The sequence below is a fragment of the Shewanella sp. Isolate8 genome, from assembly GCF_022398495.1.
Lineage (GTDB): Bacteria > Pseudomonadota > Gammaproteobacteria > Enterobacterales > Shewanellaceae > Shewanella > Shewanella aquimarina.
On sequence record NZ_JAKEVI010000002.1, the window covers coordinates 302,463 to 325,604 of the forward strand.

19 protein-coding genes and 1 riboswitch are annotated in these 23,142 nt (G+C 53.9%); of the genes, 12 read left to right on the forward strand and 7 right to left on the reverse strand.

The window, feature by feature from the left end; genetic code table 11:
- Nucleotides 1-327: 327 nt before the first annotated feature.
- Together L1D43_RS10650 and L1D43_RS10655 are read left to right on the forward strand one after the other, a co-directional pair.
- Nucleotides 328-1,107, forward strand: coding sequence for a transporter substrate-binding domain-containing protein (locus L1D43_RS10650; RefSeq protein WP_239851485.1), 780 nt, complete (start codon nucleotides 328-330; stop codon nucleotides 1,105-1,107).
- A gap of 140 nt (nucleotides 1,108-1,247) precedes the next feature.
- A complete protein-coding gene (locus L1D43_RS10655) occupies nucleotides 1,248-1,679 on the forward strand; it encodes a hypothetical protein (protein ID WP_239851492.1) in 432 nt (143 codons plus the stop codon).
- Between the two features lie 68 nt (nucleotides 1,680-1,747).
- Here the strand turns inward: L1D43_RS10655 and L1D43_RS10660 are convergent, their stop codons facing one another.
- Nucleotides 1,748-2,326, reverse strand: coding sequence for a thymidine kinase (locus tag L1D43_RS10660; RefSeq protein ID WP_041509323.1), 579 nt, complete (start codon nucleotides 2,324-2,326; stop codon nucleotides 1,748-1,750).
- A gap of 368 nt (nucleotides 2,327-2,694) precedes the next feature.
- Here L1D43_RS10660 and L1D43_RS10665 point away from each other — a divergent pair, with 368 nt between their 5' ends.
- The gene (locus L1D43_RS10665; protein ID WP_239851493.1) at nucleotides 2,695-4,836 is read left to right on the forward strand and encodes a M3 family metallopeptidase; all 2,142 of its coding nucleotides are present in this window, start codon (nucleotides 2,695-2,697) and stop codon (nucleotides 4,834-4,836) included.
- Between the two features lie 252 nt (nucleotides 4,837-5,088).
- Here the strand turns inward: L1D43_RS10665 and L1D43_RS10670 are convergent, their stop codons facing one another.
- The 3 genes from L1D43_RS10670 to L1D43_RS10680 form a co-directional block, all read right to left on the reverse strand.
- Nucleotides 5,089-6,654 (reverse strand): Na+/H+ antiporter NhaC family protein, encoded by a 1,566-nt coding sequence (locus L1D43_RS10670; RefSeq protein WP_239851494.1) that lies wholly within the window; start codon nucleotides 6,652-6,654, stop codon nucleotides 5,089-5,091.
- Between the two features lie 78 nt (nucleotides 6,655-6,732).
- Nucleotides 6,733-6,949: riboswitch (Lysine riboswitch) on the reverse strand.
- 148 nt (nucleotides 6,950-7,097) lie between these two features.
- A complete protein-coding gene (locus tag L1D43_RS10675; RefSeq protein ID WP_041509320.1) occupies nucleotides 7,098-8,021 on the reverse strand; it encodes an FAD-binding protein in 924 nt (307 codons plus the stop codon).
- On the reverse strand, nucleotides 8,022-8,771 hold the full coding sequence (locus L1D43_RS10680) for an electron transfer flavoprotein subunit beta/FixA family protein (RefSeq protein WP_041509319.1): 750 nt from the start codon (nucleotides 8,769-8,771) through the stop codon (nucleotides 8,022-8,024).
- Between the two features lie 312 nt (nucleotides 8,772-9,083).
- Here L1D43_RS10680 and L1D43_RS10685 point away from each other — a divergent pair, with 312 nt between their 5' ends.
- The 6 genes from L1D43_RS10685 (at nucleotide 9,084) to L1D43_RS10710 (ending at nucleotide 16,102) form a co-directional block, all read left to right on the forward strand.
- On the forward strand, nucleotides 9,084-9,476 hold the full coding sequence (locus L1D43_RS10685) for an H-NS family nucleoid-associated regulatory protein (RefSeq protein ID WP_041509318.1): 393 nt from the start codon (nucleotides 9,084-9,086) through the stop codon (nucleotides 9,474-9,476).
- A gap of 323 nt (nucleotides 9,477-9,799) precedes the next feature.
- Complete coding sequence (locus tag L1D43_RS10690; RefSeq protein ID WP_239851495.1) at nucleotides 9,800-12,928, forward strand: amidohydrolase family protein; 3,129 nt, start codon at nucleotides 9,800-9,802, stop codon at nucleotides 12,926-12,928.
- Nucleotides 12,928-14,196 carry an amidohydrolase family protein gene (locus L1D43_RS10695; RefSeq protein ID WP_239851496.1) on the forward strand — a complete coding sequence of 423 codons (1,269 nt, stop codon included), beginning with the start codon at nucleotides 12,928-12,930 and terminating at the stop codon, nucleotides 14,194-14,196. The genes L1D43_RS10690 and L1D43_RS10695 overlap by 1 nt, the downstream gene beginning before the upstream one ends.
- Before the next feature lie 77 nt (nucleotides 14,197-14,273).
- Nucleotides 14,274-14,690, forward strand: coding sequence for an Rcs stress response system protein RcsF (gene rcsF, locus L1D43_RS10700; RefSeq protein ID WP_239851497.1), 417 nt, complete (start codon nucleotides 14,274-14,276; stop codon nucleotides 14,688-14,690).
- Between the two features lie 42 nt (nucleotides 14,691-14,732).
- Nucleotides 14,733-15,470 (forward strand): tRNA (N6-threonylcarbamoyladenosine(37)-N6)-methyltransferase TrmO, encoded by a 738-nt coding sequence (tsaA, locus tag L1D43_RS10705; RefSeq protein WP_239851502.1) that lies wholly within the window; start codon nucleotides 14,733-14,735, stop codon nucleotides 15,468-15,470.
- A 2-nt stretch (nucleotides 15,471-15,472) separates the two neighbouring features.
- On the forward strand, nucleotides 15,473-16,102 hold the full coding sequence (locus L1D43_RS10710) for an acyltransferase (RefSeq protein WP_239851503.1): 630 nt from the start codon (nucleotides 15,473-15,475) through the stop codon (nucleotides 16,100-16,102).
- Between the two features lie 9 nt (nucleotides 16,103-16,111).
- Here L1D43_RS10710 and L1D43_RS10715 read toward each other — a convergent pair whose 3' ends face one another.
- Nucleotides 16,112-16,345, reverse strand: a complete 234-nt coding sequence (locus L1D43_RS10715; protein WP_239851504.1) for a hypothetical protein — start codon at nucleotides 16,343-16,345, stop codon at nucleotides 16,112-16,114.
- 472 nt (nucleotides 16,346-16,817) lie between these two features.
- Here L1D43_RS10715 and L1D43_RS10720 point away from each other — a divergent pair, with 472 nt between their 5' ends.
- Nucleotides 16,818-18,365, forward strand: a complete 1,548-nt coding sequence (locus tag L1D43_RS10720) for a M28 family metallopeptidase (RefSeq protein ID WP_239851986.1) — start codon at nucleotides 16,818-16,820, stop codon at nucleotides 18,363-18,365.
- 214 nt (nucleotides 18,366-18,579) lie between these two features.
- Nucleotides 18,580-20,304, forward strand: a complete 1,725-nt coding sequence (locus L1D43_RS10725; RefSeq protein ID WP_239851505.1) for an AMP-binding protein — start codon at nucleotides 18,580-18,582, stop codon at nucleotides 20,302-20,304.
- A 171-nt stretch (nucleotides 20,305-20,475) separates the two neighbouring features.
- Here the strand turns inward: L1D43_RS10725 and L1D43_RS10730 are convergent, their stop codons facing one another.
- Together L1D43_RS10730 and L1D43_RS10735 are read right to left on the reverse strand one after the other, a co-directional pair.
- Entirely contained in the window at nucleotides 20,476-20,748 is a 273-nt protein-coding gene (locus tag L1D43_RS10730) for a hypothetical protein (protein ID WP_239851506.1), read from the reverse strand.
- 119 nt (nucleotides 20,749-20,867) lie between these two features.
- On the reverse strand, nucleotides 20,868-21,290 hold the full coding sequence (locus L1D43_RS10735; protein WP_239851507.1) for a hypothetical protein: 423 nt from the start codon (nucleotides 21,288-21,290) through the stop codon (nucleotides 20,868-20,870).
- A 118-nt stretch (nucleotides 21,291-21,408) separates the two neighbouring features.
- Between L1D43_RS10735 and L1D43_RS10740 the strand changes: the two genes are divergently transcribed.
- The gene (locus L1D43_RS10740) at nucleotides 21,409-23,118 is read left to right on the forward strand and encodes a proline--tRNA ligase (RefSeq protein WP_239851509.1); all 1,710 of its coding nucleotides are present in this window, start codon (nucleotides 21,409-21,411) and stop codon (nucleotides 23,116-23,118) included.
- The last annotated feature ends 24 nt before the right edge of the window (nucleotides 23,119-23,142 follow it).

Genomic DNA, 23,142 nt, shown 5'->3' on the forward strand with positions numbered 1-23,142 from the left:
ATTGATCTAACACAATATTTCTGTATCCAGAGAGGTTACAAGTGTTGATTTTTTGAGCCAGATCTCATAGGAAGTCACCTAAACAACCACTAATTAAGTATTTAATTATAAAGATTATTTTTATCTAATTGGTTGAATATATAAGCAGAAAACACCTTGTAACAGCTTTTGTTTGCAAATCGGCCTTAATCCACATTATTATCATGGCCTTTTCCGACGACTCGCTCACCAGGGGGGTCTATAGGGTTTCGCATTCAATATCCGCAAAAACAACTAAAATAAAAACCTTAAGAATGAAATCATGAAACTAGCAGGCCACCTCGACTGATGCCTAATTTTGTTACCTACAAGAAGCTGCTTCTTGGCCCCCTACTCCTCAGCCTGAGTCTTACCGCCGCCGCGCAGCAGGCAACCCCTATACGCTGTGGTGTCGCCACCGGATTTCCTCCCTACCAATTTGGTCAACAAGGCGACACACAAGGTTTCGATGCCGATGTGGCCAGATTAATCTTCAAACGCCTGGGTATGCCGTTTCAGTTTAAACAGCAACCCTGGGACCTGGTCTTCAACGAACTCAGGTTCGGCAATATAGAGGTAATTGCAGGGATGGAGATTAACGACTTGAGAACCAAGTTTTTCGACTTCACCCGCCCCTACTATCACAGGTATGACGTGATCTTCATTCTTGAGGACAACCAGGAGATCACTAAGGTAGAGGATCTCCATAACGAACTGGTGAGCGGTGATCGCCACTCCTACATAGAGACTCACTGGAAGGAGCTGGGTACACTCTACAATTTTCGTATCATAGGCACCCAGACCAAAGCACAATCTATGGAACTGTTAAAAGCCGGCAAGATCGAGGCTGCCATCATGCCTAAAGCGGTCGGCCTCTACTTGGCACAGCAGATGGGCGTTGGGGTCAAGATACTGGACAACCCCGATCCCGGCTCGCCGGTGGCCTTCGCCGTCAAGAAAGGCAATATCGAACTCTTAGCCAAGATCGACGACGCCCTAAACAGCTTCATCGAAGAAGGAGAGATCGAGCGGCTATACCAAAAATGGTTTCCACTACATGGCACCGACAATAGGCATGATGCGCGTTAATCCTCGGTTACAACCGCGACCAGAACCCTAACCCCTCTCAATTGGCCGTTAAGCCCACAGAAGCTTAAGTCTGCGACTACAATGTTAATAAGCAAGATCAAAGCGAGCAATAGTAGCTGTTTCACAGACGGCCTTATTCTATGACAAGCAGACTCAATAGCAGGCGCTATATCTTCCAGCTCACCGCCATATTCAGCATGATATTTGCGCTGGTGGGATTTAGCTATAACGTGTGGCGCATGGAAATTAGCGAGTATAACAACACCATGCGGACCGCAAGCTTCGAACTCTTGCTGCAGCTCTCTGAACTTGAGGCGATAGTGTTTGCCGCGCACTATGATAAAGACCCCCATGCGGGCAATCCGCGCAAGGGCTGGATCAAGGTAAACCTGATTAACGACTTGAGCATGATCACCGAGGAGGAGGTTATCGCATCATGCGCCGACCTCAAGACCGTATGGCAACACCACTGGCCACAAATGACCGACCAGCGAGAGAGCGCCACCCGTATCGTCGAGCAGATTGACCATACCCGCGCCAGCGTCAGACACTTACTCGCCAGCCTTGAATAGCCGAGGCGTAGGCATAAAAAAGCCACCCTATTGGATGGCTTATTGCTTAGCTCACTCGAGTGGGAGAGTTAGTCCCACAAAAATTCGCGGAAATGCTTACGGCAGACAGACTCATAGCTTTCGTTACCGCCGATGGCGACCTGCTCACCTTCTTTCATGGGGCGGCCTTCGCCATCCAGCCTCACCACCATGTTGGCCTTACGACCACAATGACAGATGGTCTTAAGTTCCACCAGCTTGTCGGCCCAGGCTAACAGGTACTGACTGCCGCTAAACAGCTCGCCCTGGAAATCTGTCTTCAGACCATAGCAGAGCACGGGAATATCCATTACGTCGACCACATAGGTCAGCTGTCTCACCTGCTCCTTGCTCAAAAACTGCGACTCATCGATCAAGATGCAGTGCAGAGGCTGACTCTTAAGCGCCTCGCGTACCATCTCAACCAGATTGTCATCGCTGGCAAATACCTGGGCATCTGTCTCGATACCGATACGAGAGGCCACCTTACCCACGCCATAACGATCATCTATCGACGCCGTCATGACCAAGGTATTCATGCCGCGTTCGCGATAGTTATAGGAAGATTGCAGCAGTGAGGTGGATTTGCCGGCATTCATTGCCGAATAGTAAAAATAGAGCTGTGCCAAAGCGAGTAGTCCCCTGATTATTGTTATCGAGCGATTCTATCACCATATTGCGCCAATTAGCAGCGCCAAAAGGCCACTCGTCATGGGCTCGCCGCACAGTCTGACACATTTATCGCTTATCCCTACCGCCAACCGAATCACGACAGGCCTGCCATGGCCAGAGGCTCGCTATTAGCACTCGTCGCGGCGGCCGCTAAATAAGACCATTCGGGCAATAGAGGGCTCTAAAGATATCCATGTCAGCCAATCACTTAGCTAAGTGGGGCTGACATCGTACTATTTTCAGCCTGAGTTAATTTACAAACGTTAGATTATCCCTACACCCGCCCACATAAAAATAACAATCGCAATCTAAGGAAGTTGTATAGATGAAATTGAACCTTATCGCCTTTGCCGTCGTCGGCGCCTTATCGACCACACTGCTCCTCAGTGGTTGTCAGACAAGCAATGCCCCCACACAGGCCGCCGGCATGGAAGCGCAAAACCCGTTGATGCAGCCAAGCACGCTGCAATATCAGGCCCCAGATTTTAGCCAGATCAAGGATGCGCATTTCGAGCGCGCCCTAGAGCAAGGCATCGAAGAACACCATGTACAGGTATTGGCCATTGCCGACAACAAGGAACCCGCCACCTTTGCCAACACTATCGTGGCATTGGAGACCAGCGGCGAGCTGCTGACTCGCGCCTCCAAGGTGTTTTACAACCTAACAGGGTCTAACAGCAACCCCGCCCTGCGTAAGCTACAGGGCGAGATGGCCCCTAAGATGGCCGCCCACTCAGACAACATCCACCTCAACGGCAAATTGTTTGCCCGCATCGACAGCCTGTATCAGAGCCGCAACACCTTAGGGCTAACGGCCGAAGAGGTGCGCCTGATAGAGATCTATCATCAACGCTTCGTCATGGCGGGTGCCAAGCTGACCGAGGCGCAAAAGGCCGAGATACGCCTGCTGAACGAAGAGCAGTCTAAGCTCACCAACGAATTTGGTCAGCGCCTGCTAAGGCTCACCAAGGAGATCGCCGTCGTGGTCGACAACGTCGATGAGCTAAAGGGACTGTCAGACAGCGAGATCCGCGCCGCCAAGGCCGATGCCAAGGCCGCAGGCCATGAAGGCAAGTATCTCATCAATATCACCAATACCACTCGTCAGCCTATCCTGGCCAAGCTGGAAAACCGTGAGCTACGCCAGCGGGTGTGGCAGGCCTCATCTAATCGCGGCATGAGCGGCGACAACGAAACCGCCTCACTGGTTGCCCGCCTGGCACAGCTGCGCGCCGAGCGCGCCAAACTCCTGGGTTACGATAGCTGGGCCGACTATCGACTGACGCCGCAGATGGCCAAGACCCCAGAAGCCGTCTATCAGATGTTCGGCTCTATGGTGCCCGCCGTAGTGGCCAACACCCAGAAGGAAGCCGACGATATCCAGGCGATGATCGACAAGACTGGTGGTAACTTCACCCTGGCACCTTGGGATTGGGCCTTCTATGCCGAGAAGGTGCGTAAAGACAAATTCGATCTCGACAGCGCCGCCATCAAACCCTACTTCGAGTTTGAACGTGTGCTCAAGGACGGCGTGTTCTTTACCCTGGAGCGTCTCTATGGCGTGACCCTCAAGCCGCGCCCGGATCTGCCTGTCTACCATGAAGATGTGAAGGCCTACGAGATGTTTGACGCCGACGGCAGCTCGATAGCGATATTCTACGCCGACTACTTTGCCCGCGAAGGCAAACGCGGCGGCGCCTGGATGAGCTCCTTCGTGACTCAATCGAAGCTACTGAACCAGAAGCCTGTGGTAGTCAACGTGATGAACATCAAGAAGGCGCCAGAGGGCGAGCCTACCTTCGTCAGCTACGACGAAGTCACCACCATGTTCCACGAGATGGGCCATGGCACCCACGGCATGTTCTCTAAGGTGACCTACCCTAGCCTGTCGGGCACGGCCGTTTCCCGCGACTTTGTCGAGTTCCCCTCGACCTTCGAAGAAGACTGGGCGGCCCACCCCGAGGTACTGGCCAACTACGCCAAGCACTACGAGACGGGCGAAGTGATCCCCGACGAGCTACTGCAGAAACTGCTGAAATCACGCAGCTTCAACCAGGGCTTCGACACCTTGGAGTATATGGCGGCGGCCCTGGTGGATCTCGAGTGGCACTCACTGAGCGCCGACGCGCCGCTGCAGGATGTGGCCGAATTCGAAGCCAAGGCGCTTAAGAAACACGGCATCAATATCGCCGCCGTACCGCCACGCTACAAGTCGACCTACTTCGCCCACGCCTTCCCCGGCGGTTACTCGGCCAGCTACTACGCCTACATGTGGAGCGAGATCCTGGCGGCAGATGCCTTCGCCTATGTGCAGACCCAGGGCGGTCTTAACCGCGAGATTGGCATGAAGTACCGTAAGACCATCCGCGAGGTCGGCAACAGCGTGCCGCCGATGGAGGCCTACAAGGCCTTTAGAGGTCAGGCGCCGACCACAGAGGCGCTGCTAAAACGCCGCGGTCTCAACTAAGCGAATTCCCGTTAAAGGGGAATATTAACCATAAAAAAATGCCGCTCCATGAGCGGCATTTTTCTGTCTGTGTGGTATCGACAGGTCACTTATACCAATCGTAATAAACAATTGATCATTCTAGCTTGTTAAAACACTCGATAACTGTATTAGTATTTTTAATTGTAGAATAACTACTTATCTAAAAATCCAGCTTTGTTCTCAAGCGTTTTGCCTGCGCTATTTCTGATCACATATTTACTGTGATTGGTATTAAACCGGACGGTTAGCCTTATGACGCAGCACCAGAATGCTTACCACAAACACCCCACTACAGGCGGCCAGTCCCGCGCCGACCGACTCGGTAAAGCCCAGCACGGTATACCCCACCAGGCTGATCCCCGCCACGATGAGGGCATAGGGTAGCTGAGTCAGCACATGGTCTATGTGGTGACAGTTCGCCCCGGTAGACGACAGGATAGTAGTATCCGAGATAGGCGAGCAGTGATCGCCAAACACGGCGCCCGCCAGCACAGAGGCCAGCATAGGCAGCATCATGTTGGTGTGGGTGCCCATGGCCATATCGGCGGCAATCGGCAACATGATACCGAAGGTGCCCCAGCTGGTGCCGGTAGAGAAGGCCGTCAGACCCGCCAGCACGAACAGCACGGCAGGCAGCAGCGCGAACGGAATGTTACCCGTCGCCAGGCTCGCCATATACTTACCCGTCTCCATCTGACCGATCACCCCGGCGATGGTCCAGGCGAACAGCAGAATATAGATGGCGGGCAACATGGAGCGCGCCCCGGCCAGCACACCTTTAAAGATAAGGGCCTTGTCCAGTCCCTGAACAGCCACCAGCACTAGGGTAGCTGCCAGACCAATCACGGCACCGAAGAAGAGCGATGAGGCCACATCCGTCTTCTCGAACGCCCCTATCACGCTAAAGGGCAGGTTTTCCGCGGCCAGCGCAGCGGCGCCGCTGTCGATCATGAAGTAGATGGTAGCAAATACCAGCACGGTAATAGGCAGGAACAGGCCTAAGATCTTACCCGAATCCGCCTCTGGTAGGTCGCTGTTGGCGCCTGGCGGCAGGCCCTTGGCCTCGTCATACAGGTTACCCTTCTGGGCGTTTAGCTCATGCTGGCGCATCGGCCCCACATCCAGCCCCATGAAGGCCACACATAGCAGCAATACCAGGGCGAAGATGGCATAGAAGTTCATCGGGATCATCTGGATAAACACGCTCAGATGGCCGGTGTCGGCAAAGCCATGGGCGGTGAGTATGCCGCCGATCAGCGCGATGATGTACGCCCCCCAGCTAGAGACGGGGGAGATCACACAGATAGGCGCGGCGGTCGAGTCCAGCAGGTAGGCCAGCTTGCTGCGGGAGATATAGTATCTGTCGGTGAGCGGCCGGGCGACGCTGCCCACGACCAGGCTGTTGAAATAGTCATCGATGAAGACCACGCAGCCCAGGAACATGGTGAGCAGCTTGGCATCGCGCTTATTACGAATATGCTGACGGGCCCAGTCGGCAAAGGCCTTGGCGGCACCGCTCACGGTAATGATTGCGGTGATCATCCCAAGCAGAATCAAGAAACCCAGCAGATAGACGTTCCAGCTGTTTAAGGCGCCATCATCCCACACCAGGCCCACCACCTGTTGTCCCAGGTATTGGCCCATATCCAGCGGTGAAAAATCGGCAATTAACAGTGCCCCCAGGAGGATCCCCACACCGAGCGAGAGCAGGACGCGGCGGGTAAAGATCGCCAGCAGAATCGCCACCACGGGCGGCAGCAAAGAAAGTGCCGAATCGGCATAACTCAAAGTTGTCATTGTAAAATATTGTCTTCGTTTAAATACGAATGGAGGGCAACTGAACTGGTGGGATATAGCATGAGATATTACACCTGTCCTATCAGTAGCGCTCCATAGTGATACCCATTCTCGGTATACCTTCCACTTATCAATCCAGATAAGAAGCACTATGGCAGTGCTGCCTCTATTCGATGACAGCCCCAGCGGCAAGCCTTGATCAACTCCACCACTTCGGCACCAAATCCTTTCATATTCGCTTAACGGCATCACCCTAACGAATACTACTGATATTTAATGCACCTCTACGTCTCAGGACGCCTGCCAATGTCACTATCGGCAAACGTGAGGCACATAAAAACACAAGCGGCTTTAAGGACGCTACCTCAAAGCCGCTCCATGTGATCTATATCACACTAAATTTTAGATGAACACCAAAGTGCTCACCAAGCATTTACATTTTATTAAATAAGTTCGAGTAGCTTAGGCACTGCCTCGAACAGATCCGCTTCCAGACCATAGTCGGCCACCTGGAAGATAGGCGCCTCAGGATCTTTGTTGATCGCCACGATCACCTTAGAATCTTTCATCCCCGCTAAGTGCTGGATGGCACCCGAAATACCCACGGCGATATAGAGGTCTGGCGCAACAATCTTACCCGTCTGACCCACCTGCAGATCGTTTGGCACGTAACCGGCGTCAACCGCGGCGCGAGACGCACCCAGTGCACCGCCCAGCTTATCGGCCAACTGCTCGAGAATCGCAAAGTTCTCGGCGCTGCCCATGGCACGACCACCCGACACCACGACTGAGGCCGCACCAAGATCGGGACGCTCAGACTCAGACAGGGTCTGCGAGACAAACTCGACATCGCCGCTGTACTCGTTATCCAGGGTCTGCACCGAGGCACTACCGTCCTGGGCAACCGCATCGAAGGCACTGGCGCGAACCGTCATCACCTTGATGGCATCCAGGCTCTGAACCGTCGCCATGGCGCTACCGGCATAGATAGGACGCACGAAAGTATCTTCGCTGACCACTTCAACCACTTCAGAGATCTGCGCCACATCTAAAAGGGCCGCAACGCGTGGCAGTGCATCTTTACCGACACTCGAGGCCGCAGCCAGGATGTGTTGATACTCGCTGGCCACAGAAACGATCAGCGATGACAGGTTTTCGGCAATGGCGTTGGCATAAACGGCGCTATCGGCCACCAATACCTGACGCACACCGGCAAGCTGCTTGGCGCTCTCAACCGCGGCGCCACAGTTATGACCGGCTACCATCACATCGACTTCGCTACCGATCGCCTGAGCACAAGCAACTACCTTGGCGGTATCGAGTTTTAAAGTCGCATTATCATGTTCTGCTATTACTAGAATCGCCATTTAGATCACCTTCGCTTCATTCTTTAGCTTGTCCACTAGCTCCTCGACAGAAGCCACCATAATACCCGCTTGACGCTCGGCAGGCGGTGTCACCTTGAGCACCTTCTGATGCTGCTTCAGGGTCACGCCCAGGCTGTCTACCGTGATGGTATCGAGCGGCTTACGTTTCGCCTTCATGATGTTAGGTAATTTGGCATAGCGAGGCTCGTTCAGACGCAGGTCTGTGGTGACAATCGCAGGCAGTGGCATCTTTAGGGTCTGCAGACCGCCGTCGATCTCACGGGTAACCACAAGTTGCTCGCCTTCAACCTTTACCTCAGAGGCAAAGGTTGCCTGAGGTAGACCGGCTAGCGCCGCCAGCATCTGGCCTGTCTGGTTGTTGTCACCATCGATAGATTGCTTACCCAGCATGATCAGCTGAGCCTGCTCATTGGCTTGAATCGCGTTGAGGATCTTTGCAATAGAAAGCGGCGCAAGCTCTTCGTCGGTTTCCACATGAATACCGCGGTCTGCGCCCAGCGCCATCGCCGTGCGTAGCTGCTCCTGCGACGCCTTAGGCCCTATGGTTGCTACCACGATCTCGGTCGCAATACCTGCTTCTTTCAAACGTACCGCTTCTTCTACAGCAATCTCACAAAATGGGTTAATGGCCATCTTCAGATTTGCGGTATCGACATTTGTATTGTCAGCGTTAACCCTGACCTTCACATTAGCATCGACGACGCGTTTTACTGGCACCAATACTTTCATAAGGCTTCCTTCTTACGTCTTTATTCTGGATAACAAATAGTGCATAGCGAAACTATCACCAACTTACGCCACTTTACGTGCTGTTGACGTTAACGTCAACAGGAAGTCACCTGCATCTTTGTCTTACATCAAAAACAGCGTGTTTAGGGGTGACTAAGAGGTCAAAATGGGACAAAAAAAGAAAAGCTGAAATAAAATTTACATTAAAGGCTCAAATATTCATTTAATTCGTTTGATAAAACCTTTTTTAGTTCCTATTATTAGCCCTGCAATCCTATTTACTATTTTATTTTTAAGCAGGACATTATAAATATGAGCGAATTTCTAGATATATTGACGCATGGTCGTCGCTTTAAGGCTGCTGTTAAAGAATTGTCGGTAGAAGATTTAAAAGATGTAGCAGTTAAGCTTGAAAAAATCATTACCGAGAAAGAGAAGCAGGCAGAAGAAGAAAGCGCGGTTATGGCCGAGCGCAATGCAAAGATAGAAGAGATTCGCCAACAAATGGAAGCTGTTGGTTTATCAATTGACGATTTAGGCGCAGTGGCTGCTAAGCCAGCTCCTAAGAAACGTGCTCCACGCCCACCAAAATATAAAATTGAAGTGAATGGCGAAACGATCACTTGGACGGGTCAGGGTCGCACACCAACCGTATTTAAAAATGAGTTAGATAAGGGTCGTTCACTCGAAGACTTCCTTATCTAAGCTTAAACATTCCCACAGTGGGATGAACGAGCAAAAAAGCCAACCTCAGGATTGGCTTTTTTATTTGTTAGTCAGGGCAAGTTTGCTACATCCATTTGCGTTCCCCCTTTCTTTTGCATTTTCTCAGCCATTATTCAGTCATTTCTCCAATGCTTTTTCGAGTGATTTTCCAGCCTCCCTTTCTCAACCAATGCCGAGTGTTTGCCAAGCCGCTATTTCTCAGGAGCCTGACATAAACCGATACAGTTCAATGTTTGGAAATTGTTCATAATATAGGATAATCTTGAGCTACTTTTGATCCCAGCCAATAATAATTAAACGCCATGCGAATCCATTTCCTCTCAGTGCCCGCGAGTCTGGTGGCCTGCCTCTTGGCGAGTCCGTCCGCGATAGCAAACGCTCAGCTAACAGATAACACGCCAAAATTAACCGCGCTGTCCCATGCAACCCTGATGATCGCCCCCGGCGAAACCAAACAGGATGCCACCCTGTTAATTGAAGATAATAAAATTAAAGCCATTATCTCCAATGACAAAATACCCGAAGATGCCTATGTCATCGACATGACAGGTAAGCATATTTATCCCGGCTTTATCGACCCATATACCAATTACGGCATTGACTTTAAATATGACCAGCAGAAAGTGGCCCGCCCGGTTTATGAAATTAAACGCATAGGTGGTAATGCCGATAATGGTGCAATTCACGCTGAAAAAGAGTGGTTTAACTATATATATCCCGACCAGGAAGCGGCCAAGCAATGGATTGATAATGGGTTTACCAGCGTACAAACCGGTATGTTAGACGGCATATTCAGAGGCAGGGCCGCAACTATCTCACTGGCCCCCTTAAAAGCCAATGACATTATTTATCGCGCAAAATCCAGTCACCTGCTCGCCTTCGATAAAGGCAGCTCGATTCAGGATTACCCAAACTCCTTAATGGGCAGTATCGCGCTTATTCGACAAACTCTGGCCGATGCCAACTGGTATAGCGCCAATATAGATAAAGCCGACTCGGCTACCCAAGAGAAAAATATCGAATTTAATATCGCGCTGCAGCGCCTGGGTGATATAGACAAACACCCGGCCGTATTTGAAACCAGGAATTTAAATAGCCTGCTGCGCGCCGCTCACTTAATGAACGAATTTAAATTATCGGCAAGCCTGGTAGGCAGCGGACGAGAATATGCCCGCATCGACGAGGTCAAGGCCACCGGCTTTAGTATTATCGCCCCGCTCAATTTTCCCGCGGCTCCCAATATTAAAGATGGCGACAAGGAGAGAGAGATAAGCCTGGCCAATCTACGCCACTGGGAGCGCGCGCCGAGCAATCCACACGCACTGGAAAGTGCCGAGATCCCCTTCGCCTTTACCCAGCATGGCATCAAGGCCGACGCCTTCTGGCCAAGACTCAGGCAGGCGGTCAAACAAGGGCTGAGCCAAGAGACAGCATTGGCGGCCCTCACCACTGAGGCGGCAGAAATTGCGGGCATCTCTACCTTTAGCGGCAAGCTAAAGCCCGGCTTCATGGCGGATCTGGTAGTGACCGATGGCGACATCTTTACCCAAGGCAAAATTGTCAGCGTCTGGCTACAGGGCAGCGAGACACAGAAGGTGCCTCGCGACAGACACTGGCTCGGCCAAGGCTATCAGCTGACGCTGGGCGAGCTCACCCTAGATCTGGACTTGGTCGACGACGACAAGCTCAGCGGCACCCTGGCCAGCGGCGAGCAGGAGATAACCCTGAGCGACCTTAATTATGCCAATGAACGCCTGACCTTCAACGCCAATCTCGGCGAGGCGGGTTACCCAGGCATCAGCCGCTTCACCCTCTGGTTCGATCCCCAAGGAATTCACGGCAGGATGCTCGACAACAGTAATCGCCAACACCCAATCGCGGGTGTGGTCATGGCACAAGAGCACAAAGATGAATCCGAGCAGGAGAAACCTGCCAAGGCGCTCATCTCCAAACTCACTCAGCCCAACACCGCCTACGGCCTAACGGCGCAGCCCAAGGCTGAGCGCCTGCATATCAAAAACGCTACCCTGTGGACCTCGAGCCAGCAGGGGGTACTGGAAGGCTATGATCTGCTTATCCGCGATGGCCGTATCGAAAAGATAGGCCAGTCTCTCAAGACGCCATCTGGCTACCAAACCCTGGATGCCACCGGCAAACACCTGAGCGCAGGTATTATCGACGAGCACTCCCACATCGCCCTTAACGGCGGCACCAATGAAGATACCGACGCAGTCACCGCCGAGGTGCGTATCGGCGATGTGATCAACCCAGACGATATCGCCATCTACCGCGCCCTGGCGGGTGGTGTAACCACTGCACAAATCCTCCACGGCAGCGCCAACCCCATAGGCGGTCAGGCCCAGGTGATCCAGATGCGTTGGGGTGAGAGCGCCGAGGCGATGAAACTTAAACAGGCACCGGCCAGCATCAAGTTTGCCCTCGGCGAAAACGTCAAACAGGCCAACTGGGGCGACAACTACAACCGCCGCTTCCCCCAGAGCCGCATGGGTGTGAAGTCCCTGTTCGAAGAGTCCTTCAACGAGGCGCTGGCCTATGAGAAGGCAAACGCCGACTATGAGCGCCTACGCAGCAGTCAGCAACGCAAACAGGTGGCGCCCAAGCCAAACTATCGCCTGGCGGCGGTAGCCGAGGTGCTGCGCGGCGAGCGTCAGGTGCATATTCACTCCTATGTACAGTCTGAGATCTTGATGTTCTTACGCCTCGCCGAGGCCTATAACTTTAGGGTCGGCACCTTCACCCATATTCTGGAAGGTTATAAGGTGGCCGACGAGATGGCCAAGCACGGCACCTACGCCTCCACCTTCTCCGACTGGTGGGCCTATAAGTTCGAGGTCTATGACGCCATACCGCAAAACACCTGCCTGATGCACAACAAGGGAGTGCTCACCAGCATCAACTCGGACGACTATGAGATGCAGAGGCGTCTCAATCAGGAGGCGGCCAAGTCCATGATGTATTGCGACATGTCGCCAATTGATGCCTGGAACATGGTCACCATCAACCCGGCTAAACAGTTAGGCATAGACCAGCTCACCGGCTCACTGGAAGAAGGCAAACAGGCCGACCTGGTACTCTGGAATACCTCGCCGCTCTCCGTCTATGCCAAGGTAGAAAACACCTGGGTGGAAGGCCGCCGCTACTTCGACCGTCAGCAAGACAAGAAGATGCAGCTCGAGGTTGAACGCGAGCGCGCCGCGCTGATCCAGGCGGTATTGACCCGGGATAAACCCGAGGTACCCGGCGAGATGCCAGAGGATAAGCAAGAGCCCCAGTGGCACTGCGACACCCATTACAACGCCTGGGGCACAGCCCTGAGCCAAACAGCCCTGAGCGAGCATAAAGCCATGAGCGAGCATAAAGCCCACAGCCAGAACAGCGCCCACAGCAAGCTACACAAGGAGGCCATCTAATGAAGCCGACACTCTTCGTCCTTAGCCTGGGCCTCTTCTCCTGTGCGTCGCTGGCCCACGACATGGTGCCCGCCAGCGCCCAGAGTCAGCCGATACTGATCCACAACGCCCGCGTGCACACCGCCCTTAACGGCGTGCTGGATGCCACCGACGTACTGTTCGACAAGGGCAAGATAGTCGCCATAGGTCAACAGCTCTCACAAGAGGGTGCCAAGGTGATCGATGCCAGCGGGCAAGATCTCTACCCTGGGCTTATCGCACTGGACACCTCTATCGGCATCGTCGAGGTGGAGATGATGCGCGCCAGCAACGACGCCTTCGAGGTGGGTGACAGCAACCCGCAGCTACTGGCCGTCAGTGCCTTCAATCCCGACTCGGAGCTTATCCCAACCATCAGGGTCAACGGTATCACCCATGCCCAGGTGGTGCCTCAGGGCGATGCCCTGGCCGGCCAGTCCTCTCTGGTCTCCCTCGACAGCTGGACGATAGAAGATGCCCTGGTGAGTACCGCGCCCCAGTTCCATCTCTACTGGCCCGCCATTCGTTATCTCTCCAAAGATAAAGAGGTCGCCGCCAAGCAGCTCAAGGCGCGAGATGAACAGATGACCCGATTAGCCGAGCAGCTCGAAGATGGCTACCGCTACTATCTGGCGGACAAGGCAGGAACTGTGCAGAAGCTGGATAACCGCTGGCAGGCGGCGCTGCCCCTGTATCAGGGCAAGGCGAGCCTGTTTATCCACGCCAATCGCAGCGAAGAGATAGAGCGCGCCATCACCATGACCCGCCCCTATGGCTTCAAGCTGGTGTTTGTCGGCGGCTACGACGCCTGGCGCCTGGCGGAGCAACTGGGCGAGATCGGCGCATCTGTGATCTACAACCGCACCCTCAGCCTGCCAATGCGCAAGGATGAGCCGGTAGAGATGAGCTTTAAGATCCCAGCCTTGCTGAAACAGGCGGGTGTGCCCTTCGCCATCGGCTTTAGCGGCGACTGGAACGCCCGTAACCTGCCCTTTGCGGCCGGTCAGGCGGCGGCCTATGGCCTGAGTAAGGAAGAGGCGCTTAAGAGCATCACCCTGGATGCGGCCAAGATCTTAGGCGTGGATGACATGGGTGCCATCGCCGTGGGCTACCGCGCCAACCTGGTGCTCTCCAAGGGCGACATTCTCGATCCCGCCACTAGCAAGATAGACGCTGTGTTTATCGACGGTCGCCAAATAGATCTCAATAATCGCCAACAACAACTTTATCAAAAGTACCTAAAGCGTTAGACTTTTGCTTCTAAACGACTCAAAACTGGCCGGTTATTGGCCAGTTTTGAGCTCTCTTCCTAATACAGGCCCAAATCATGACTAATTCCGACCTGACCACTGCTTTGAAAATGGCTCCAAAGTCTGTCCTGCTGCTCTCTGCCCTGCTACTCGGTGGCTGCGCGGGCGAATACACCTTCAACAGCAATTTAGATGGTCAGGCCATCGACGACTACTTCAAGGCCGGTGATGTCCAGCTGTTTCAAGAGACTCAGCCAAAGGGTCCTTATGAACTAAAGGGGATGGTCGAGGGAGAATCCTGCCAGGAACGAGCTCAGGATGTCCCCGCATCCATCGGCGAGGCCCGCACCATGGCACGCCGCGCCGCCGCCGATAAAGGTGCCAATGGCCTTATCATCAAACGCTGCGCCCTGATCCAGGAACCGAGTAAGGCCTGCGTTAGCCAAGCCCTGTGTGTCGGTCAGGCCATATTGTTGCCCACCGCAGACAAGTAGTTTTTATCGCCCAGCGCACCAGCGTAAACATAAGTCTTTACCATGACACTCAAGCGTGAAATTGAGGCTGTGGCTATCTGCCGCACCCCCTATAAACAGAAATTTGGCATCCCCAGACAGCCAGGGCTGGTCACCGCCGCCCGCGGCTTCGTCGAGTTGCAACCGCCCTATAACCATATCGATACAGTGCGCGGCCTATCCCAGTATTCTCACATCTGGCTGCTGTTTACCTTCCATGAAAACCTTAGCCAAGGTTGGAAGACCACAGTTCGGCCGCCGCGCCTAGGCGGTAACGAGAAGCTAGGAGTATTTGCCACCCGCTCCACCTTCCGCCCCAACGGCATCGGCCAGTCTGTGGTCAAACTGCACGCCATCCATCAACGCAAGGGCAAGGTGGAGCTTGAGATCTCCGCCATGGATCTGCTGGACGGCACGCCTATTCTAGATATCAAACCCTATATCCCCTTCTCAGATGCCATCGAGGGTGCCCTCGGCGGTATCGCCCAGGAGGCGCCGGTACTGATCGACGTGCGCTTTACCGATGCGGTACAGCATCAGATCGACAGTCTCCCTGCCGATAAGTACCCCAACCTCAAGGCCATCATCCAAGGGGTATTGGCGCAAGATCCACGCCCTGCCTACAAGAAGGCCAAGGAAGATCCAAAGCATTACCAGGTCGCCCTGTATGATCTCGACATCCTCTGGCACGTGGACGAGGCAGGTATCTTGGTCGACGCGGTGCGCCCGGTGCAGCCCGACGCCCTTAAGGAAGCAGATTAATCATGCAGACGCCATTAGATAACCAAGTGGACTATCGCGAGCAACATAAGCAGCGCCTGGCCTACATGCCCTGGCTCTACTTTTCCCTGAAGCCTAAACATCTCACCTGGGCCAAGCCCTGGCAGGATGAGGTGCAGCAAGCACTGATGAGCGTTGAAACCGTGAGCATAGGTAAGGAGTGCTTTATCGCGCCCCAGGCGAAACTGTTTGCCGAGCCAGGCCGGGATATTCAAATAGGCAATCGCTGCATGATCGCCGCCGACAGCTTCCTACACGGCCCTATCGTCATGGGTAATGAGGTAGCTATCAATCATGGTTGTTCCTTAGATGGCGGTCGCGGCAAGATAGTCATTGGCGATCAGACCCGTATCGCCAACAATGTCACCATCTACGCCTTTAACCATGGCATGCGCCCTGACACGCCGATATATCAGCAGAGCAGTCAGTCCAAGGGGATCGTCATAGGTAAGGATGTGTGGATCGGTGCCCAGGCGGGCATAGTCGATGGGGTGACCATAGGTGACTGCGCCGTGATTGGCATGGGTTGTGTCGTCACCAAAGATGTGCCCGACTACGCCATCGTCGCCGGGAACCCGGCGCGTATCATAGGTGACAGGCGCGATAAGAAATAAACCGCCGCACTATTTAGTCGCGCCATCACCGTGGATCAGCTTACCGGTACCATGGAAAATCACGTTAACGACTCCGCCGCCTAAGTCCTTATCTTCCACGCGATTATCCGGGTTATTGGGCCGCGACTCGGCGCTTTTCTTAACCCCATCGTAGAAGGCCTGATCGAGAGATTTATTACTGGCGCAGCCGCTCATGAGCCCTAGGCTGACACTTGCCATCAGCACGATTATTGTAGCCTTCATAGACTTTTCCTTATCCCAAGTGACTTTCATCGTCATTCCCTGAATCCACTAACATGAATAGCGCCAAACAATGGCAAACCTACATTCATCGATAGCTTAAAGCTAAAGCAGATTTTTTAACAAGCAAACAAACTTAACAGATCTTTGCAGCGCTCACTCTACTGTTCTTGCATCTGCCTTTCTGATGCACATATGATGACTATACCAATCGTAGTAAATGACTGATCATGCTAGCTTGTTAAAACGTCCGATAACGGCGTTACTATTTTTGATTGTAGAATAACTACTTATCGAAAAATCATGCCTTGTTCTCGACCGTTTTTATAACGCTACTTCTGATCACTTACTTACCGTGATTGGTATTGATCGTTTGCCATTACCCATGGCGGCGAGCACCAGATAATAAAACAAACATCACAAAAGGAAGTCGTCTGTGAATACCCCACGCCTCTTGGGCTTACTCGGCCTGTTGCTGCTACCGGCCACCAGTGCCGCCCCCTTCGTCTTTGACCAAGCCAGCTACCGGCAAGATGTTCAAACCCTCGCCAGCGACCAATTTGAGGGTCGGGGCCCGCTCTCCAAGGGGGAAACCCTCACGGTGGAATACCTGGAGAATGCCTTCAAGCAGATGGGGCTCGCTCCGGGCTTTGGCGACAGTTACCGCCAGAGCGTGCCCATGGCCAAGATCACCGCCGAACAGAATATGCAGCTGAGCGTTGGCGATCTGGTGTTTAACAACGGCAGCGACTTTACCGCCCGCACCGAGCAGATCCAGCCAACCATTAAGCTGGATAACAGCGACATCGTCTTCGTCGGCTACGGCATCAATGCCCCGGAATATGGCTGGAACGACTACGCGGGTATCGATGTGAAAGGCAAGACGGTGATCCTCATGGTCAACGACCCAGGCTTTGCCACCCAAGACCCGGAGGTCTTCAAGGGCAACGCCATGACCTACTATGGCCGTTGGACCTACAAGTATGAAGAGGCCGCAAGACAGGGCGCCAAGGCGGTCTTTATCGTCCATGAAACGGCCCCGGCCGCCTATGGCTGGAACGTGGTGCAAAACAGCAACACCAATACCAAGTACACCCTGGTCGATAAGCAGAAGAATCGCTCGCATATCGGGGTCATGGGTTGGATCCAACATGAGGTGGCGCAGAAGATCTTTGCCGCCGCCGGGCTCGACTATGACAAGCTCAAGCTCACCGCCGCCAAGCCGGGCTTTAAGTCGCGCTCGCTAGATCTCAAGGCCAGGCTCGAGGTGAAAAATGCTATTGAGCTGGCCACCTCTTACAACGTCGCCGGTCTGCTGCCAGGCAAGCAGCGTCCTGACGAGTGGCTGGTGATGCACGCCCACTGGGATCACCTGGGCAAGACGGTGCACGAAGACCAGACCCGCATCTACAACGGCGCGGTGGACAACGCCTCTGGCGTGGCTGGCGTGCTGCAGCTGGCGCGTCACTTCAAGGAGCTTAGCGCTACTCAGCCGCCTGCACGCTCCATGCTGTTCAGCGCCTTCACCGCCGAAGAGACAGGCCTTATCGGCGCGCAATATTTTGCCGAGAACCCGCCTGTGCCTACCAAGCAGCTGGTCGCCTTCCTCAACATAGACGGCATGAATGTCGGTAAAGGAGTCGATTACATACTGCGTTATGGCGAAGGGGTGTCAGAGCTGGAACACTATCTGGACGCCGCCGCCAAGGCGCAGGGACGTTGGGTCAAGGCCGATCCCAGACCACAGAATGGCCTGATGTTCCGCTCGGATCACTTCGCCCTGGCCAAGCAAGGGGTGCCCGGCCTGATGTTTATGAGTCTGGGAGATACCGACCCTGACTATATCGCCCACAAGTATCATCAGGGCGCCGACGATTACGATTCCAGCTGGACGCTCGGCGGTGTAGAGCAAGATTTGGCGCTCATCAGCGATATCCTAGAGAAGCTCGCCAACAATAATGACTGGCCAAAGTGGCTCGAGGCGTCAGATTTTAAGACGCGCCGCGCCCAGGACGGCCGCTAGCCATAGCCATGATACTTACCGACAAAAGGAGGCCGCGGCCTCCTTTTTCATATTGTTTTTATTCAATAAAACCCTAGTTTCACCTTTCTATCTATCCCCCGCGGCCAACTTAGTTCTTTAGTCTATAAACGCCATTCTTTGCTTGTGAGAAACCTCACACTTTGAGTAGTGTGTCTTCAGACCGCTATCGACACACCCTATGCACGGAGGCTCTATGTCTGCTGTAACGACATTTGCAACTGAGAACCAATTTCCCCTACAACTGAGCCAATTTGACGGCGACACCAGCACGCCGCTCATCGAACAAACCATAGGCGATTATCTGGAACAGATGGCCGCCAGCCATCCCGACCAACTCGCCATCGTCATGCATCATCAAGGGATCCGCTGGAGCTACCAGGAATATCAGTCCCACATCGACGAACTGGCCGCCGGCCTGCTGGCCATCGGCATCAAGCCCGGCGATCGCGTCGGTATCTGGTCACCCAACAATATCGAATGGTGTCTGACCCAGTTTGCCACCGCCAAGATAGGCGCCATCATGGTGTGCATCAACCCGGCCTACCGCCCAGAGGAGCTGCAATATGCCCTCAACAACGTGGGATGCCGCGCCATCATCTGCGCCGAGAAATTTAAGTCCAGCCACTACCTCTCCATGCTCTATGAGCTGGCCCCGGAGCTGAAGCACTGCCTGCCGGGACAGCTTGAATCGGCCAACCTGCCGAGCCTGGAGTTTGTGATCCGCATGGGCGATGAAGCCTCTCCCGGAATGCTCAACTTCAACCATCTCAAGCGTCCGCTCACCGAGAGCGACCGCAAGGCGCTCAAAGACACCGCCGCGCAGCTCTCCCCCTTCGATGCCATTAATATCCAGTTTACCTCGGGTACTACCGGCAGCCCCAAGGGCGCGACCCTGAGCCATCACAACATCTTGAACAACGGCCTGCTGGTCGCCAATGCGATGCGCCTTGGGCTGGAGGATAGACTCTGTATTCCTGTGCCCCTGTATCACTGCTTCGGCATGGTGCTGGGTAACCTCTCCTGCATCTCTGTGGGCGCCTCGGCCATCTACCCAAGCGACTCCTTCGACCCCCTGACTACTCTTGAAGTGGTCGAGGCCGAGCGCTGCACCGCGCTGCATGGGGTACCGACCATGTTTATCGCCCAGCTGGAGCATCCCGAATTTAAGCGCTTCGACCTCAGCTCGCTGCGCACCGGTGTTATGGCAGGCGCCACCTGCCCCGAAGAGGTGATGCGCAGGGTGCAAGATCTCATGTATATGAAAGAGGTGTTGATAGGCTATGGCCAGACGGAATGCAGCCCCATCAACAACATGACAGAGATCGGCTCGTCACTGGAGAAACGCGTCACCACGGTCGGCCGTGCCCTGGCCCACACCCAGGTGAAGATAGTCGATGAGTTCGGCGAGGTGCTCCCCGTCGGCCAACCCGGTGAGGTGTGCAGCCGAGGCTACTGCGTAATGCAGTTCTACTGGAACGATGCCGAGAAGACTGCCGCCACCATAGACAGCGAAGGCTGGCTCCATTCGGGCGACCTGGGTGAGATGGACAGCGAAGGCTATGTGAAAATCGTCGGTCGCATCAAGGATATGATCATCCGCGGCGGCGAAAACATCTACCCGAGAGAGATCGAAGAGAAGCTCTACACCCACCCAGACGTGCAGGATGCCGCCATCTTCGGTGTGAAGAGCGAGAAATATGGTGAAGAGGTGTGCGCCTGGATCAAGGTGCAACCGGGCGCCAGCGTCACCGAGGAGGAGATACGTCACTTCCTCACCGAGAAATTTGCCTACTTTAAGGTCCCGAGATACATCAAGTTTGTCGAGCAGTATCCCATGACGGTGACCGGTAAGATCCAGAAGTTCAAGATGCGCGAGATGATGTATCAGGAGCTGTATGAGGCAATCAACTGCAACTAGCGATCCCAGCTAGCCCTTCGCCAGCCTAGATTAGGCTGGCTTTTTTTTGCCTGGCGCTTGATGCCAATCTAATTTTTAAAGGCTTATGTTTAGAACATTAGTGCTTAGAAGCTAATGTTTAGAGGCTAATGTTAGAGCTAGTGTTTAGAGGCTAATGTTTACAGGCTAATGTTAGAGACTCAGCAGATGGGCACCCACCTTCTCTACCCGTTTCTCGTTGCGGCTGATCACATAGCCCTGATCGATATAGTCGTCGATACAGGCTTGATACTTGCCATCTGACAGGGTTTCACCGAAGCCTAATCCGGTCCAACTCACCTCACACTGCACCGTCTCCCCCTTGTCGTTGCTCAGAGTCGCCTTCTGATAGGTGGTCTCGAGCTTAGGCACAACAACCAAGGCGCCCAGGGTCAGCGCGATGACGATAATAACTTTTGCTTTCATGGCTATCCTTAATACAACTTTCCTAAAAATACGGCCCTTAATATAACAGCCGTTAGCGACAGCTGACTATCGCCTGCTCATCCCAGCATCCATTGGCATCAAACCTTGTGCAACTAGGCTTACGCTACCTGTATCCTTACATCACGGGCACCGGCGCTCAAGCCAAGCTCCATCAGGCAGCGTTCCTCGACCTCAGACAGCCCCCCTTCACACATGGCCATAGGTTGGATGACCAGTGTTGGCCGCTTAAACAGCCCGAAGCAACCCAGCTGCTTTAATCCCGCTTTCAGGCACTGCTCCGCAGGGGCAAAATTGCCCACCAGCAGGCGCCGGGTGGTAAAAGGTGCTTGGGGTGAAAACGTTTGCTGCTGCGAGCCGTGACTCACCACGATACGGTCGGGATAAATTTGCGCGATCACTTCCATGTTTTTCTCTACCTTGTTATCTGGCCTGTTATCTCTCGTTTTATCGACCTGCTTAGCTAACTTTATCTTGCCGATAGCCAGCTTCGAAAAGCCCAATACTTTACGCAATTTATCCATATTGATCACTAGTTGGCCGAAAAAAATCTGCCACGGCGCTAGGCCAACAAACTAGGTGACATCAAACGTCAGGGTGCTAAAATGTCGACCTATTTCATCACACAACTGGATATTGGGAATGCGAGTTAGCAAGTACCTGCTTTCAACACAAAAAGAGACCCCAGCAAACGCTGAGGTGGTCAGTCATCAATTAATGCTGCGCGCCGGCATGATACGCCGTAACGCTTCTGGCCTATACAGCTGGTTGCCGTCAGGCTTACGTGTGCTGCGCAAAGTCGAAGCGATCGTTCGCGAAGAGATGAACAATGCAGGTGCTGTTGAGATCTTGATGCCCATGGTGCAACCGGCGGACCTTTGGGTTGAAACCGGCCGCTGGGACAAATTTGGCCCAGAGCTGCTACGTTTCCAAGACAGACACAACCGCGACTTCGTACTGGGCCCAACCCACGAAGAGGTGATCACCGACATCATTCGTAAAGAGGTTAGCTCATACAAGCAGCTGCCGCTGAACCTGTATCAGATCCAGACCAAGTTCCGCGACGAGGTACGTCCCCGTTTCGGTGTGATGCGTTCACGCGAGTTCCTGATGAAAGATGCCTACTCTTTCCATCTTGATCAGCAGACCATGGATGATACCTATCAGGCCATGTACACAGCCTACAGCAACATCTTAGGCCGTATGGGTCTGGCCTTCCGTCCGGTATTGGCCGACACAGGTTCTATCGGTGGCAGCATGTCACACGAATTCCACGTACTGGCCAACAGCGGTGAAGACCTGATCGCCTACTCGACCGAGAGCGACTACGCCGCCAACATCGAGAAGGCCGAGGCGCCAATGCCTACCGAGCCTCGTGGCGCCGCCACCATGGAAATGAGCGTTATCGATACGCCAAACGCCAAGACCATCGAAGAGTTGGTTGAGCAGCACGGTATCGCCATCGAGAAGACCATCAAGACCATTATCGTTAAGGGCGCCAGCGAAGAGGCACCTCTGGTGGCCGTGATCGTTCGTGGCGACCATGAGCTGAACGAAGTCAAAGTCGAGAAGCTCGACGCTGTACTGGCACCATTTGAGATGGCCGGTGAAGCCGAGATCCGCGACGCACTGGGTGCAGGCCCTGGCTCACTCGGCCCTGTTGGCATGACCATCCCAGTATATGTAGATCACAGCGTCAACGTCATGAGCGACTTTGCCGCCGGTGCCAACCAAGACGGTAAGCACTATGTGGGCATCAACTGGGAACGTGACCTGCCACAGGCAGAGGTTGCCGACCTGCGTAACGTTATCGAAGGTGAGCCTAGCCCATGTGGCAAGGGCACTATCGGCCTGCTACGCGGCATCGAAGTGGGTCACATCTTCCAGCTGGGCACCAACTACTCTAAAGCCATGGGCGCCAGCGTACTGGACGAGAACGGTAAGGCACAGACCCTGCTGATGGGTTGTTACGGTGTCGGCGTGAGCCGTATCGTGGCCGCCGCCATCGAGCAGAACCACGACGATCGCGGCATCATCTGGCCAGACGCCATCGCTCCGTTCAAAGTAGGCATCCTGCCGATGAACATGCACAAGTCACATCGCATTAAAGATATGGCCGAGAAGCTATACAGCGATCTTAACGATGCCGGCATCGAAGTCCTGTTCGACGATCGTAAAGAGCGTCCAGGCGTGATGTTTGCCGACATGGAGCTGATTGGTCTGCCACACGTCATCGTGATTGGCGAGCGCAACATAGACAACGGTGTATTCGAATACAAGAACCGTCGCACCGGCGAGAAGCAAGAGATCCCATTCGAAGAGATCGTCGACTTCATCAAGTCTGCCAAGTAAGACTCTTACAGAACTCGAATATAA